Source organism: Bradyrhizobium sp. USDA 4516 (assembly GCF_054055915.1).
This window is the reverse complement of the sequence record NZ_JBSRXT010000001.1, coordinates 5,972,172-5,985,771: the sequence shown is the minus strand read 5'-3', so window position 1 is coordinate 5,985,771 and position 13,600 is coordinate 5,972,172. Positions and strand designations below refer to the sequence as shown.

At 65.4% G+C, this 13,600-nt stretch carries 13 protein-coding genes; 3 read left to right on the top strand and 10 right to left on the bottom strand.

Annotated elements, in window-relative coordinates:
* The first annotated feature begins 80 nt into the window (after positions 1-80).
* From ACVI1L_RS27255 to ACVI1L_RS27245, 3 genes are read left to right on the top strand one after another with little or no spacing between them, the layout of a single operon-like run.
* A complete protein-coding gene (locus ACVI1L_RS27255) occupies positions 81-1,325 on the top strand; it encodes an IS4 family transposase (RefSeq protein WP_456785505.1) in 1,245 nt (414 codons plus the stop codon).
* 46 nt (positions 1,326-1,371) lie between these two features.
* Positions 1,372-2,244, top strand: coding sequence for a fumarylacetoacetate hydrolase family protein (locus ACVI1L_RS27250; RefSeq protein WP_316397868.1), 873 nt, complete (start codon positions 1,372-1,374; stop codon positions 2,242-2,244).
* Between the two features lie 25 nt (positions 2,245-2,269).
* A complete protein-coding gene (locus ACVI1L_RS27245) occupies positions 2,270-3,898 on the top strand; it encodes a thiamine pyrophosphate-dependent enzyme (protein WP_456784309.1) in 1,629 nt (542 codons plus the stop codon).
* A gap of 90 nt (positions 3,899-3,988) precedes the next feature.
* Here ACVI1L_RS27245 and ACVI1L_RS27240 read toward each other — a convergent pair whose 3' ends face one another.
* The 10 genes from ACVI1L_RS27240 to ACVI1L_RS27195 all read right to left on the bottom strand — a co-directional run bounded on the left by ACVI1L_RS27240 (position 3,989) and on the right by ACVI1L_RS27195 (position 13,576).
* Positions 3,989-5,203 (bottom strand): MFS transporter, encoded by a 1,215-nt coding sequence (locus ACVI1L_RS27240; protein WP_076832981.1) that lies wholly within the window; start codon positions 5,201-5,203, stop codon positions 3,989-3,991.
* 26 nt (positions 5,204-5,229) lie between these two features.
* A complete protein-coding gene (gene alkB / locus ACVI1L_RS27235; RefSeq protein WP_057015725.1) occupies positions 5,230-5,883 on the bottom strand; it encodes a DNA oxidative demethylase AlkB in 654 nt (217 codons plus the stop codon).
* A 13-nt stretch (positions 5,884-5,896) separates the two neighbouring features.
* Positions 5,897-6,640 carry a 2OG-Fe(II) oxygenase gene (locus ACVI1L_RS27230; RefSeq protein ID WP_456784308.1) on the bottom strand — a complete coding sequence of 248 codons (744 nt, stop codon included), beginning with the start codon at positions 6,638-6,640 and terminating at the stop codon, positions 5,897-5,899.
* Between the two features lie 255 nt (positions 6,641-6,895).
* Positions 6,896-7,582: a DUF2848 domain-containing protein gene (locus tag ACVI1L_RS27225; RefSeq protein ID WP_028331749.1), complete on the bottom strand. Its 687-nt coding sequence runs from the start codon at positions 7,580-7,582 to the stop codon at positions 6,896-6,898.
* Positions 7,575-8,924 (bottom strand): amidase, encoded by a 1,350-nt coding sequence (locus tag ACVI1L_RS27220; RefSeq protein ID WP_076833562.1) that lies wholly within the window; start codon positions 8,922-8,924, stop codon positions 7,575-7,577. Before ACVI1L_RS27220 ends, ACVI1L_RS27225 begins: the two co-directional genes overlap by 8 nt.
* 92 nt (positions 8,925-9,016) lie before the next feature.
* Complete coding sequence (locus ACVI1L_RS27215) at positions 9,017-9,736, bottom strand: ABC transporter ATP-binding protein (RefSeq protein WP_057015727.1); 720 nt, start codon at positions 9,734-9,736, stop codon at positions 9,017-9,019.
* The gene (locus tag ACVI1L_RS27210) at positions 9,726-10,454 is read right to left on the bottom strand and encodes an ABC transporter ATP-binding protein (RefSeq protein ID WP_076832970.1); all 729 of its coding nucleotides are present in this window, start codon (positions 10,452-10,454) and stop codon (positions 9,726-9,728) included. The genes ACVI1L_RS27215 and ACVI1L_RS27210 overlap by 11 nt, the downstream gene beginning before the upstream one ends.
* Positions 10,444-11,364: a branched-chain amino acid ABC transporter permease gene (locus ACVI1L_RS27205; protein ID WP_057015729.1), complete on the bottom strand. Its 921-nt coding sequence runs from the start codon at positions 11,362-11,364 to the stop codon at positions 10,444-10,446. Before ACVI1L_RS27205 ends, ACVI1L_RS27210 begins: the two co-directional genes overlap by 11 nt.
* Positions 11,357-12,280, bottom strand: coding sequence for a branched-chain amino acid ABC transporter permease (locus ACVI1L_RS27200; RefSeq protein WP_028338731.1), 924 nt, complete (start codon positions 12,278-12,280; stop codon positions 11,357-11,359). Before ACVI1L_RS27200 ends, ACVI1L_RS27205 begins: the two co-directional genes overlap by 8 nt.
* A gap of 45 nt (positions 12,281-12,325) precedes the next feature.
* The gene (locus ACVI1L_RS27195) at positions 12,326-13,576 is read right to left on the bottom strand and encodes an amino acid ABC transporter substrate-binding protein (protein ID WP_233475624.1); all 1,251 of its coding nucleotides are present in this window, start codon (positions 13,574-13,576) and stop codon (positions 12,326-12,328) included.
* Between the last annotated feature and the right edge of the window lie 24 nt (positions 13,577-13,600).

Genomic DNA, 13,600 nt, shown 5'->3' with positions numbered 1-13,600 from the left:
TTCGGGGACGTTCGTCTCGACAAAAGGGGGCGACGCTTCTCCGGGCTATGCTTTGCACGCGCAGCGTCTGCTTGCGCCAGATGGCCCGGGGCGATTGGGCTGCCAATATGGCGTTCTGGCGGTTTGTGAACAACCCCCAAGTCACGATCGATAAATTGATTGAGGGCTGGAGCACGCAGACGCGGACTGCGGTCAGCGGGCGTCATGTGCTGGCGATCCAGGATACGAGCGAGGTCAAGTTCCAGACCCAGGCGGGACGGCGGCGCGGGCTGGGCAAAGTCGGCAAGGGCAATGCTCGCGGCGTGCTGTTGCATGCGATGATGGCGGTGGATGCCGACAGCGGGGTCTGTCTTGGCCTTACTGGCGGCAACGTTTGGACGCGCAAAGGCAAGGTAAAAATCCCGCATGAGCGGCGCGCCTTGGCCGACAAGGAGTCGGCGCGCTGGGTGACGGCCGCCGAGCAAGGCCGCGACGTCCTGGCAGATGCCCGCATGATCACCGTCGTCAACGACCGCGAGGGGGATTTCTTTGCTCACTGGGCGCTGACGCCAGCTGAGAATGTCCATCTTCTGTCGCGTGCCATGCACGACCATGCGCTGGTCGATGGCGACACACTTTATCAGGCGGTCGAGCGGAGCCGCTTCTGCGACAACGCGGTGATCGATCTGCCGCAGCGAATGGATCGGCGCGGCCGGCAGGCCCATCTCTCGATGCGCTTCGGAACCGTCGTGCTCAAGCGGCCGCAGAGGCCCGGCGTCACCGACTTGGCGGAGGGCATCAAACTCAGCTTCGTAGAAGTGGTCGAGTTGCATCCGCCGAGAGGTGCGGAGCCCATTCGCTGGCTGCTCCTGACCACTCATCCGGTCGCCACCGCTAAAGACGCCTGGCAGATCGTCTCCTGGTACCGCCAGCGCTGGATCATTGAGCAACTCTTTCGCTCGCTGAAGAGCCAGGGTTTGCGCATCGAGGATAGTCAGATCGAGAGCGCCGAAGGCCTGATCAAGCTCGTGGCGGTCGCCACCAGAGCGGCATGTATCGTCATTCAACTCGTTCAGGCCCGCAACAGTGGCGAAGAATTGCCGGCTGAATTTGTCTTCACCGCAGAAGAGATCGAGACGCTCAGGGCCATCAACAAAACCATGAAAGGTCGCACCGAGCTTCAGAAAAACCACCATCGCCCCAACACCCTTGCTTGGGCGGCATGGATCATCGCAAAACTCGGCGGATGGACCGGCTACGCCTCCCACCGTCCACCTGGACCAATCACCTTCCACACCGGAATGGCCCGCTTCCAAATCCTCGCAAATGGCCCGACAAACGTGTAGATGCACTAGTGCTTTCGCAGGGACGACACCAATTATGGGACTACTAATGCCCTCTCCTCGCCTCGCCACCTATTCCTTCAACGGCGCCACCAGCTATGGCGTCGTCACCGACACCGGCATCGTCGACCTCTCGTCGCGCTTCGCCAAGGACTATCCGACGCTGCGCGAGGCGATCGCCGCCGGCGCGCTGAGCAGGCTCGTGGAGGATGCCGCCAGGCGCGCGCCCGACCATGCGCTCGACGCAGTCGACTGGCAACCGCCGATCCCGGCGCCGGAAAAGATCATCTGCATCGGCGTCAACTACCCGGACCGCAATGCCGAATACAAGGACGGCTCGGACGCGCCGAAATACCCGAGCATGTTCCTGCGGGTGCCGCGCTCCTTCGTCGGCCACAACACGCCGGTGGTGCGGCCGCGCATCTCGCCGCAGCTCGACTATGAGGGCGAGCTGGTCCTGGTGATCGGCAAGGCCGGCCGGGACATTGCGGAGAGCGCCGCGCTCGATCACATCGCCGCGGTCACGCTCTGCAATGAAGGCACCATCCGCGACTGGGTGCGGCACGCCAAGTTCAACGTCACCCAGGGCAAGAACTTCGATTCCACCGGCAGCCTCGGCCCGTGGATCGTGCCCTACACCGGTGAAGCGCAGATCGCCGATATCCGCCTGACCACGCGGGTGAACGGCGAGACCCGCCAGGACGACCGCACCTCGCGCTTGATCTTCGGCTTCCGCTACCTCATCAACTACATCTCGACCTTCACGACGCTGGTTCCCGGCGACATCATCGTCACGGGCACCCCGACCGGTGCAGGTGCGCGGTTCGATCCGCCGCGCTATCTGAAGCCCGGCGATGTCGTCGAGGTCGAGGCCGAAGGCGTCGGCATCCTGCGCAACAGCGTCGTCGACGAAGCCACCTAACCTCACCAGCAAAGTGGACAGTGCCATGACCTCAACATCCGGCGGCGAAGCGATCGTCAACGGCCTCGTCGCCCACGGCGTCGACACCGTGTTCGGCCTGCCCGGCGCGCAGATCTATGGCCTGTTCGATGCCTTCCACCAGGCCCAGCTCAAGGTGATCGGCGCCCGGCATGAGCAGGCCTGCGGCTACATGGCGTTCGGCTATGCGCGCTCCAGCGGCAAGCCCGGCGTGTTCAGCGTGGTGCCCGGCCCGGGCGTGCTCAACGCCTCGGCGGCGCTGCTCACCGCATTCGGCTGCAACGAGCCGGTGCTGTGCCTGACCGGTCAGGTGCCGACGCAGTTCCTCGGCAAGGGCCGCGGTCATCTGCACGAGATGCCGGACCAGCTCGCGACGCTGCGCACCTTCGTGAAATGGGCCGACCGGATCGAATACCCTGATAACGCCCCCGCGCTGGTGTCGCGCGCGTTCCAGGAGATGCTGTCGGGCCGGCGCGGCCCGGCCTCGCTGGAGATGCCGTGGGACGTGTTCACCCAGCGCACCCAGGTCGCAGCCGTCAAGCCGTTCGATCCGTTGCCGGCACCGCAGCCCGATGCGGACCGCATCAAGGCCGCCGCCGACCTGATCGCCGGCAGCAAGGCGCCGATGATCTTCGTCGGCAGCGGCGCCATCGAGGCGCGCGAGGAGATCCTCGAATTGGCCGAGATGATCGACGCGCCTGTCGTCGCCTTCCGCAGCGGCCGCGGCATCGTCTCCAACGCGCATGAACTCGGGCTCACCATGGCTTCGGCCTACAAGCTCTGGCCGAAGACCGACCTGATGATCGGCATCGGCACGCGCCTCGAGCTGCCGACGATGTCGCGCTGGCCCTACCAGCCCGCCGGACTGAAATGCGTGCGCATCGACATCGATCCGGTCGAGCTGCGGCGCTGGCCGGCCGATGCCGGCGTGATCGCGGACGCCAAGGCCGGCACCGCCGATCTCGCCGCCGCTGTGCGCAAGGTGGGCTACCGCAGGACCTCCGGCCGCCGCGCCGCGATCCGCGAGGCGACGGCCGCGACCGAGCAGGAGATCCAGCGCATCCAGCCGCAGATGGCCTATCTGAAGATCCTGCGCGAGGTGCTGCCGGCGAGCGCCATTGTCACCGACGAGCTGTCGCAGGTCGGTTTCGCCTCCTGGTACGGCTTTCCGATCTACGAGCCGCGGACCTTCGTTACCTCGGGCTATCAGGGCACGCTCGGCTCGGGTTTCCCGACCGCGCTTGGCGCCAAGGTCGCCAATCCGGACAAGCCGGTGGTCGCGATCACTGGCGACGGCGGCTTCATGTTCGGCGTGCAGGAGCTTGCCACCGCCGTGCAGTTCAAGATCGCCGTGGTGACGCTGGTGTTCAACAACAACGCCTATGGCAATGTCCGCCGCGACCAGCGCGAGCGCTTCGACGGCCGCGTCGTCGCCTCCGACCTGGTGAATCCGGATTTCGTGAAGCTTGCAGAATCCTTCGGCGTCGGCGCCGCGCGGGTCACCTCGCCGGATCACTTCCGCCCCGTGCTGGAGAAGGCGCTGGCCGACGGCGGGCCTTACGTGATCTCGGTGGAAGTGCCGACGGATTCGGAAGTCTCGCCCTGGGCGTTCATCCATCCGGCGCGGAATAACTAAGCCAAACGCTCGTCATTCCGGGGCGATGCGCAGCATCGAACCCGGAATCTCGAGATTCCGGGTTCGTTTCGCGCCACGGGAATGACGACGCTAAGCGCTCTTCACCCCGTGTTGCAGCCGTGACGCGGCGATCACGAGCAGGCCGGCGCCGGCGACCGACCAGCAGGCGACCGGCGCCCAATGCACCAGCGGCGCATAGTCCGGCATCTTCTGCAGGCCGCCCGCGACCGCCGCCATCCGCGCAAAGGTCGCAAGCGCCAGCGCCGAGAACACGAGGCCGGTGACCTTGCCTTCCGCGCCGGTCTCCCCGATCGCGAGCGCCGCGGACACCGCGCTCATCAGCATGCAGCCCCAAGCGGCCCCCGCCATGAATTGCGCCACGATCAGGACGTTGAGACTGCCGGCGATCTCGGCGGCGATGATCGCAAAGGCACCGAGCAGTCCCGCCGCGCCCATCACGATCAGGCCGCCGCGATGCTTGACGACGATGCTTGCCGGAAACATCGCGATGTTGAAGCCGATCCAGAATACCGGCATCAGCCATTGCAGCTCGTCCGCCTTGGCAAAGCGCAAATAGAACGGCGCGCTGTTGATGTTGAAGTGCAGCTGGTAGCCGAGCGACAGCAGCACCATCGATCCGATCAGGAACATCGGCACCGCCCCGAGCCGCTTCGCCGGGGGCGCCAGCCGCGCCGGCTGCGCCTCTGCCGCGATGCGGCGCTCGACGCCTGAGAAGGCGAGCGCGGTCAGTAGCAGCACCGCGCCTGACAGCACGAACGGCAGCCGTGCATCCTGGTTGCGCAGCACGACGCCAAGATAGGGCGAGACCGCGCCCGCGATGCCATAACCCAGCATCGCCAGCGCCGCGAGGAACGGCACCGAGGGTTGCGCGCGATACTTGCTGAGCAGCGTCAGCGGCGGCGCCCGCAAGGCCGACGACGTCACGGCCCAGATCACGATCAGCACGATCAGCCAGACCCTCGCGCCCGGCCCGGTGCCGGCGACGTAAGGCAATGCGACGAAGGCGGCGCAGGAGATCGCGGCAAGGATACCGACAAACAAGCCAAGGCGGCCGACCAGGCTCGAGATCCTGTCGGCGGCCATGCCCATCGCCGTGTCGGTGACGGTGAAGATGCCTTGATCCATCATCAGGATCAGGATCACGGTCGACGGCGCGATGCCGACATCGGCGCACAGCTTCGGCAGATAGATCAGATAAGTGGTCCAGCCCAGCGTGAAGACGAGCTGCAGCACGGCGAGATAGACGCCGGTACGGTTGACGGCGCGGTCGGCCTTGGTGGTCATCCGCCAAGTCTAGACCACCCGGCGGTTCAGCGCACCTTGCGGAAGGTCAAATTGATGCGCTGGCGGCCGAGCACGCTGTGCTCGCCATCTGCGAGCGGTGCCACGCCGTGATAAAATAGCCGTGACGAGCCGCCCCACACCGCAACGTCGCCATGTTCGAGTCGATAGCGGCGCGGCGTGTCGCTGCGCTGCAGGCCGCCGAACAGGAAGATCGCCGGCAGCCCGAGCGAGATCGACACGATCGGTGCGCGGTAGTCGAGCTCGTCCTTGTCCTGATGCAGCGACAGTTTTGCGCCGGGGACGTAGCGATTGATCAGGCAGGCCTCAGGCGCGAAGCCGTTGAAGCCGGCTTCATCAGCGGCGTCGGCGGCGAGCCTGCGCAACACCTCCGGCATTTCAGGCCAGGGTTGTCCCGAGACGGGATCGATCGGATCATAGCGATAGCCGCTGGGATCGGAGACCCAGCCGACGCTGCCGCAATTGGTCATCGCGACCGACATGCGGTGGCCGCCCGGCGTGATCAGATGCCGGAACGGCGCCTGCTTGACGATGGCACGCAAGGCCGGGATCAGCTCGGCCTCGAACGGCCGGACAAAGCCGCGCAACAGCACCGCGCCATCCGCGATCGTCTCGCGCGATGGCCGGGCATCGCCAATGGTCTCGAACAGATCGGTGGCCACGCCTCTCTCGCACTCACTTCGCGTCGTGGAAGATCACACCAACGGTGTGGCGATGGCCGGAGCGAATCCTGCTGACGCCGTGGCGCAGATTGACACGATACGGTCCGCGCGTCCCCTGCACCGGTCGATGATGCACGGCAAAGGCCACCGCATCGCCCTTGGTGAGCGGCACCACCTCGGGCCGCGACTGCATCCGCGGCCGCTGCTCGGTCAGCACGAATTCGCCACCCGTAAAATCGCGCCCGGGCTGCGACAGCAGGATCGCGACCTGGATCGGGAACACGTGCTCGCCATAGAGATCCTGGTGCAGGCAGTTGTAGTCGCCCTCGCCATATTGCAGCAGCAGCGGCGTCGGCCGCGTCTGTCCGGCGTCATGGCAACGCTTCAGGAACGCCGCATGCGACGGAGGATTTCGGATATCGATCCCCATCGTCTCGTTCCAGCGATTGGCTGTCGCGGTCAGCCGCGTATAGAGCGCCGGCCGCAGCTCCGCGATCAAATCCGGCAGCGGATAGGAGAAATACTTGTACTCGCCGCGACCGAAGCCGTGACGGCCCATCACGATCCGGCTACGGAACTGGCTGTCGTCGGGATACAGCGCGGCGATGGCATCGCATTCCTCAGGCGTCAGCAGGCTGTTGAGGACGGCGCATCCCTGCCCATCGAGATCGGTCGTGATCCGGTCCCAGTCGAGCCCGTCGACGCGGGCCGGGATGCCGGTGGGTGGACGGGTGATGGTTTTGGCTGTTGCTGTCACGGGACGGAATCTGGCCCCTGATTGCGGCCCGCGCCACCCGATTTCTGACAGAAAGATGCAGAGAACGTCACCACAATTACGGTGTCGTCCCGGCGAAAGCCGGGACCCATAGCCACCGTCGTCAGTTGTTGAGATCGGTGGGGCCACAGCGTGCCAACCACAACACTCTGTGGTTATGGGTCCCGGCTTTCGCCGGGACGACGCACGTGGAGAAAGCGTCGGTCATCTCCCTCACAACAACAACGCGGCGAGCAATCAGCCCCTCACCGGCAGCGTCACCACATCGTAGCCGTGGCTGATCTTCCGCTTCAGCACCGGGTCTTCCAGCTCGAACTCGAACCGGCTGGCCGGGCGGATGCCGCCCTTGGCCGCGAAGGTGCCGCCGAACATGGCGCAGCCGTCGGGCAGCGCACCTTGGTCGAAGCCGCGCGCGATCAGGTCCTTCACCGGCAGCATGTGATCGAGCGTGCCTTCCTGGTAGAGCACGCGCTGGCCGCCGATCACGGCCCAGGAACGCAGCACCAGCTGGTCCCAGTGGCCGATCACGTCCTCGAGTTCCCACAGCTCCGATGCCATCGGCTTGTCGCACATCTGCTTCGACACCGTGACGCTGTAGCTCTCGACCTTGCGGTCGGTGTGGTCGGAGCCGCAGCCGACGAAAATGCGGCCCTGCCAGCCGATCAGCACGAACTCGACCTCGCCGCTCGAGTCCTCTCCGCAGACTTCGATGGCATCGGCGAAGGTGAGCCGGCGCGCCGAGCAACGGTAGTAGATCGGCGTGGTCGCGGGCCGTGCGATGCCGAGCGCCTCGAGCTCGGCGATGTGCTTGTCGCGCGCCACCGGATCGCGGCCGGTCCAGCCGGCGATCACGGCCTGCCTGATTTCCAGTGTGAGCGGAGTGGCGACGCCCTTGTCGTCGACATTGAAGGTGAGATCAAACACGGATCACGGTCTCCATTCCGGCAGCGAGCTCGAAAATGCGCCGATCCGAACCGCCCGCGGCGGCGAGCATCAGGCCGACCGGCGCCTCGCCCTCGTGATGCGCGGGCAGCGAGATCGCGCAGCCGTCGAGCACATTGATCAGCGTGCAATTGCGCAGCGCGCGCAAATTCTCGGTGGCGAACGCCTTGTCGTCGGCGAGGCTGGCGATCGTAGGCGGCAGGTTCGCCGTGGTCGGCAGCACCATCGCATCATAGGGCGCGATCCGCTTCTCGGTACGGGCGATGAAGGAGCGGCGTGCGTTGAGCAGATCGATGTAGTCGGCGGCCGGAAAGCCCTCGCCGCGCTGGATGCGCACGGCGACGCGCGGATCGTAGATGTCGCCCTTGCTGGCCAGCAGGAAGCGATGCCAGGCATAGCTTTCGGCGGCGGCAAAGCCGCCCTTGACGTTCATGACGCCGACATCGAGCAATTCGGGCACCTCGATCCGCTCGATCAAGGCGCCTGCGCGCGACAACGAAGCAAGCGCGCGCTCGAAGGTTTTTGCGACGGCATCGTCGAGGTCGTCGAGCGCGACCGTGGTCGGCACCGCGAGCCGCATGCCCTTCACCGGGCGCGACGTGATCGGCGTCACCGGTTGATCCGCCAGCACCGCGTCGAGCGCGGCGCAGCAGGCCACCGAATTGGCCAGCGGGCCGTAGCTGTCGAGCGTGAACGACAGCGGCACGCCGCCATCGAGCGGAATCCGGCGTTGCGTCGGCTTGTAGCCGACGATGCCGTTGAAGGCGGCGGGAATCCGGCACGAGCCGCCGGTATCGGTACCGAGCGCGCCGAACGCCATGCCGTCCGCGATCGAGACCGCCGCCCCCGAGGACGAGCCGCCCGGCACGTGGCCGGCGCTCCGGTTCCAGGCGCTCTTCGGCGTGCCGTAATGCGGATTGATGCCGATGCCGGAATAGGCGAACTCGGTCATGTTGGTGCGGCCGATCACGATGAAGCCGGCGCGCTTGAGCCGCGCCACGACAGGTGCATCGGCATCCGCCGGCGCGGAATCCTCCAGCGCGCGCGAGCCCGCCCGCGTCACCTGCCCCTTGATGTCGAAAAGGTCCTTGATCGAAACCGGAATGCCGGCAAATGGCGACGGCGCGGCATTGGCCTTGCGCAGCCGGTCCATGGCGTCGGCGGCCTCCAGCGCGGCGTCGCGGTCGACATGGATGAAGGTGCGTTGGCCCTCGCCTGAGGGATCAGCGATTTTGGCGATGCACTGCTCGACGAGCTTGCGGGCAGAGGTCGCGCCGCCGGCGAGATCGGCGGCCAGGGAGGCGAGTGTCGGATTCTTGGGCATGGCTTTCACTTCACGGCTTGCACTTCATGGCTTGCAGTTGATTGTCGCGCGAACCGAGGCCGATTTCCAGCCCGCCGGCGCCTCACCTCGCATCACTTCAGCCCGAAATAGGCGCGGTGCAGCTCTTCATTGCCGCTCATCTCGGCAACCGTGCCGGAGAAGCGGATCCGCCCGCCTTCCAGCACGAATACGCGGGTGGCAATCTCGAGAAAACCGATATTTTGCTCCGCGATCAAGAGTGCCAGTCCGCGGCCCTGCAGGCTCGACAAGGCGCGCAGCACCTCCTTGACGAACAGCGGCGACAGCCCGGCCGAGGGCTCGTCCATCACCAGCAGCTTCGGCTCGGCCGACAGCGCCTTGGCGATGCCGAGCATCTTTCGCTGACCGCCGGACAGGCTGGACGCGGGATCGCGGCGCTTGTCGCGCAGCACCGGGAACAGGCCGTACAGTTCGTCGACCCGCGCCCCCGGATTGGCATGGCCCAGCGCCTGCGCGCCGACGCGGATATTTTCCTCGATCGACAGGTCGGGAAACACCGCAAGCTCCGACATGTAGGTCATGCCGCGCTTCATGCGGTCCGACGAGCGCATCCTGGTGATGTCCTCACCGCCGAGCTTGATGTGGCCGCTGCGGGCCTCGATCAGGCCGACCAGCGACTTCAGGAACGTGGTCTTGCCCGCGCCGTTGGCGCCGAGCAGCAGCACGGTCTCGCCGGGGCGGACGTCGAGATCGACGCCCCACAGCACCTGCATGGTGCCGTAGCCGGCATCGACGCCCCTCGTGTCCAGAAGCGACACCGCATCAGTGGGCATGCTCGCCTCCCAAAAATACCTCGATCACCTGCGGCTCGCGTACCGCGGTCGCCAGCGTGCCCTCGAAGATCTCCTTGCCCGCATTGAGCACGATGACGCGGTCGGTGATCTGTTCGATGAAGCCCATCAGATGCTCGACCACGATGATCGCCATGCCGGTCGCGGCCAAGGCCTTGATGCGGCCGGCGATCCAGTCGAGCTCCGCCGGGTTGAGGCCGGCCGCGAGTTCGTCGAGCAGCAGCAGCCGCGGCCGCGTGGCGAGCGCACGGGTCAGATCGAGCATCTTCTGCTGCGCGCTGTTGAGATCGGCGGCCGGACGGTCGGCGACCTCCTTCAGCCTGAAATCCTCGAGCAGTTCGGCAATCGACGGCGCACCGGTCGCGCCGCCATAGGCCAGCGCCACCTGGATGTTCTCGCGTACCGTGAGCGACAGGAACGGCTTCGGCACCTGGAAGGTGCGGTTGATGCCGCGGTGAACGAGCTTGTGCGAGGCGACGCCGCCGGCGGACGCGCCGTCGAACACGATCTCGCCGCCATCTGGCGCATAGAGACCGGAGATCACATTGATCGCCGTGGTCTTGCCGGAGCCGTTCGGGCCGACCAAACCGAGGATCTCGCCCGGCACGACGTGAAAGCTGAGGCCGTCGAGCGCGTGGAAACCGCCGAAGCGCTTGACCAGCTTCGAGACCTTGAGGATCGGGTTTTTCTCAGGGGACATGCCACCCCCTGCGGGTTGCCAGCGACACCAGTCCAGAGGGCAGGAACAGCACCAGGCCCATGATCAGGAGACCATAGATCAGCTGGAAATATTGCGGCGTGGTGAAGCCGATCAGATTGTAGATGCCGTAGAGAATCAGCACGCCGACGATCGGTCCGGTGATGGTGGCAACGCCGCCGAACAGCGCGAACACGATCGCGAAGATGCTGAACTCGCCGGAGAACACGTTGTCCGGATAGAACACCGAGACGTACCAGGCATAGATGCCGCCGGCGAGGCCGGCGACCAGCGCCGAGGCGAGCCAGGCAATCACCCGCATCTTCACGATATTGACGCCGGCCATCGAGGCCGACACCGCATCCTCGCGCACGGCCTGCAGCGCCAGCCCGAACGGCGAGTTCTTCAGATAGACCACCGCACCGACCGTCAGCGCCATCACGACGACCGCGGCATAGTACGCATGGGTCGGGTTGAACGTGCCGGTGAGCGACACGCCGTAGGGACCCTTGGTGATCCCCTCCAGCGCCGGGTTGGCGACGAAGTGCAGCACCGCGAGCGAGGCCGCGAGATTGGCGATCGCGAAATACGCACCCGACAGCCGCAGCAGCGGTGTCAGCAACAGGCCGAGCGCCACCGCCACGACGCCGCCGACCAGCACCGCCAGCGGCGCCGGTGTATGCAGATGCATCACCATGATGGCGAAGCCATAGGCGCCGGCGCCGAAGAAGCCGACATAGCCGAACGGCAGATAGCCGGTGAAGCCATAGATGATGTTCACGCCTTGCGCGAGGATCAGGAAGATCACGAAGTTGAACAGCAGCAGATGGTTTTGATACACGCCGGGCAGCAGTGCGAACACCACCACCAGCGGCGCCAGGATGAACAGCAGGTGTTTCGAGGCGTTATGCAACGCGCACCCGCCTTCCGAGCAGACCGCTCGGACGCAACAACAGGATCACGATCAACAACACATAGGGCAGCAAGTCGGCCCAGGAACTGAGATAGGTCTGCACCAGCATGTAGCAGAGACCGTAGACGACACCGCCGAGCGCGGTGCCGAGCGGATTGCCGAGCGAACCCAGCACGACGATCGCAAACGACGTCACGGTCGCGTCGGCGCCGAACGCCGGCGTCACCGAGCCGAACATGAAGGGCGCGAACACGCCGGCGACCGCCGCGATGCCGAGTCCGATGCCGAACGCCGCCGCCGAGACGCGATCGACGTCGATGCCGGTCGCCAAGGCCTCGTCGCGCCGTGACATCACCGCGCGGGTCAGGGTACCGAGCCTTGTGTGGTAGAGATAGAGGTAGACCAGCGCGATCGCGATCAGACTGGTGATGGCCGCGATCACCCACGGCGCGGGAAAGCCCTGGCCGAAGATCTGGATCGGCCCTGCGCCGCCCGCCTTGCCGCCGAACCATTTCACCTTGATGGTCGTGAACACGGTGCCGAGCAGCCGGCTCTGGATCGAGCGCTCGCTGGTGCCGGCGAAGATCGTGGTGACGGCCTCGATCACCTGCGACAGGCCGAAGAACAGGATGATCGACAGCATTTCCGGATTGGCCGAGCCCTGCAGCCGCGGCACCAGCACCCAGTATAGCAGCACGCCCACCAGCACGAACACTACGAAGGCCAGGGGCACCGCGAACAGCGGGTCGATGCCGGCGATGCCGACCACGCCGAGCGCGATGAAGGCGCCCAGCATCAGGATGTCGCCATGCGCAAGGTTGACGATGCGCATGACGCCGAACACGAGATTGAGACCGATGCCGACCAGGCTGAAATACAGCCCGAACAGCACGCCGGCAACGAGCGCATAGGTCATGCTACCGCTCGCCGCCGACGGTTACGCCTGCCGCACCCACCTGCATCACGGCGCCGGGTAGATCGGCTTGCCGGTGGCGGTCTCGTGCGGATAGATCGAGACGAACTTGATGTGATCGTGCTCGTCGACCGTGAGCTGGCCGAGCGGCGTGAGTTCGCCGATCTGGCCGCCGGTCTCATCCAGCGCGAAGGTGCCGTCCAGCGTCTTGAGCTGGCCGCTGAGCGAGAACACCGCGCGGCGCAGCTCCATCTGGTCGAGGCTGGTCGCTACCGACAGCGTCTTCTCGATCACCAGCGCCGTGGTGTAGCCGGCCACCGCGTTGAAGCCGAACTCCATCTTGCCGTCGTTGTACTTTTTGGTCCAGGCGGCGCGGAAATCCTTCATGTTCATCCCGAAATTGACGGGATAGTCCAATTCGGACGGCGGCACATAGGTCCAGATGTGCTCGAGACCCTTGGCGCCGACGTTCTTCTCGAGCAACTCGGTCTCGAGGCCGGCATAGATCGCGAACAGCATCTTGAACTTGGTGCCGACGTCCTGGACGTTGCGCAGGAAGGCGATGTCGTTCGGCGCATAGCCGAAATGGATCACCGCGTCGGGATTGGCGTTGCTGATGTTGTTGATGATGACGTTGTAGTTGGTGGTCTCGGTCGGAACGCCCTGGTCATAGACGATCTCGATCGGCGCGCCGGACTCCTTGACGAACTTGCGGAACGCGTTGGCCTGGGTGCCGGTGAACTCGTTGGTCGAATAGAGGATCGCGACCTTCTTGATGCCGAGGCCAGGACCGTCATGGCTGATGAAGTCGGCGACCGGCTTCGGCCACACCGTCGACACCGGATCGGCCATCAGCGCGATGTAGGGATTGTCCTTCGAGAAGAAGCTCGCGCCGGTGCCGGTCTGGTCGAACAGGAACATCTTGTGATCGCGCGCGATCGCAACCGCGGGCGCCGTCAGCACCGATCCGGAATCGGCGACCAGGAGATCGACCTTATCCTGGGTGACGAGCTGATTATAAAGCGTCGAGGCGGTCGCGGTGTTGCTCTGGTCGTCATAGGAGACGAGCTTGATCGGGATCTTCTTGTCGAACGCCTTCACGAAGACGCCGCCCTCGGCGTTCTTCTGCTCGACCCACAATTTCAGCGAGCTGTAGACCGGCATCGAGATCGAGGCGTAGCGCCCCGAGGATGCGTAGAGCGTGCCGATCTTGATCTCCAACGGTGCGTCGGCGGCCATCGCCTGCGTGGCGAATGCGAGGCTGGCAGCGAGTGCCGCGCCGATGATCCTCAGCATCATATGTTCCTCCCGGCTATCTTGAAC

Bases quoted from the DNA above. Each gene is read 5' to 3' on its own strand.
- ACVI1L_RS27255 (WP_456785505.1), top strand. From the start codon at position 81: ATGGCCCGGGGCGATTGGGCTGCCAATATGGCGTTCTGGCGGTTTGTG.
- ACVI1L_RS27250 (WP_316397868.1), top strand. From the start codon at position 1,372: ATGCCCTCTCCTCGCCTCGCCACCTATTCCTTCAACGGCGCCACCAGC.
- ACVI1L_RS27245 (WP_456784309.1), top strand. From the start codon at position 2,270: ATGACCTCAACATCCGGCGGCGAAGCGATCGTCAACGGCCTCGTCGCC.
- ACVI1L_RS27240 (WP_076832981.1), bottom strand. From the start codon at position 5,203: ATGACCACCAAGGCCGACCGCGCCGTCAACCGTACCGGCGTCTATCTC.
- ACVI1L_RS27220 (WP_076833562.1), bottom strand. From the start codon at position 8,924: ATGCCCAAGAATCCGACACTCGCCTCCCTGGCCGCCGATCTCGCCGGC.
- ACVI1L_RS27215 (WP_057015727.1), bottom strand. From the start codon at position 9,736: ATGCCCACTGATGCGGTGTCGCTTCTGGACACGAGGGGCGTCGATGCC.
- ACVI1L_RS27210 (WP_076832970.1), bottom strand. From the start codon at position 10,454: ATGTCCCCTGAGAAAAACCCGATCCTCAAGGTCTCGAAGCTGGTCAAG.
- ACVI1L_RS27200 (WP_028338731.1), bottom strand. From the start codon at position 12,280: ATGACCTATGCGCTCGTTGCCGGCGTGCTGTTCGGGCTGTATTTCAGC.
- ACVI1L_RS27195 (WP_233475624.1), bottom strand. From the start codon at position 13,576: ATGATGCTGAGGATCATCGGCGCGGCACTCGCTGCCAGCCTCGCATTC.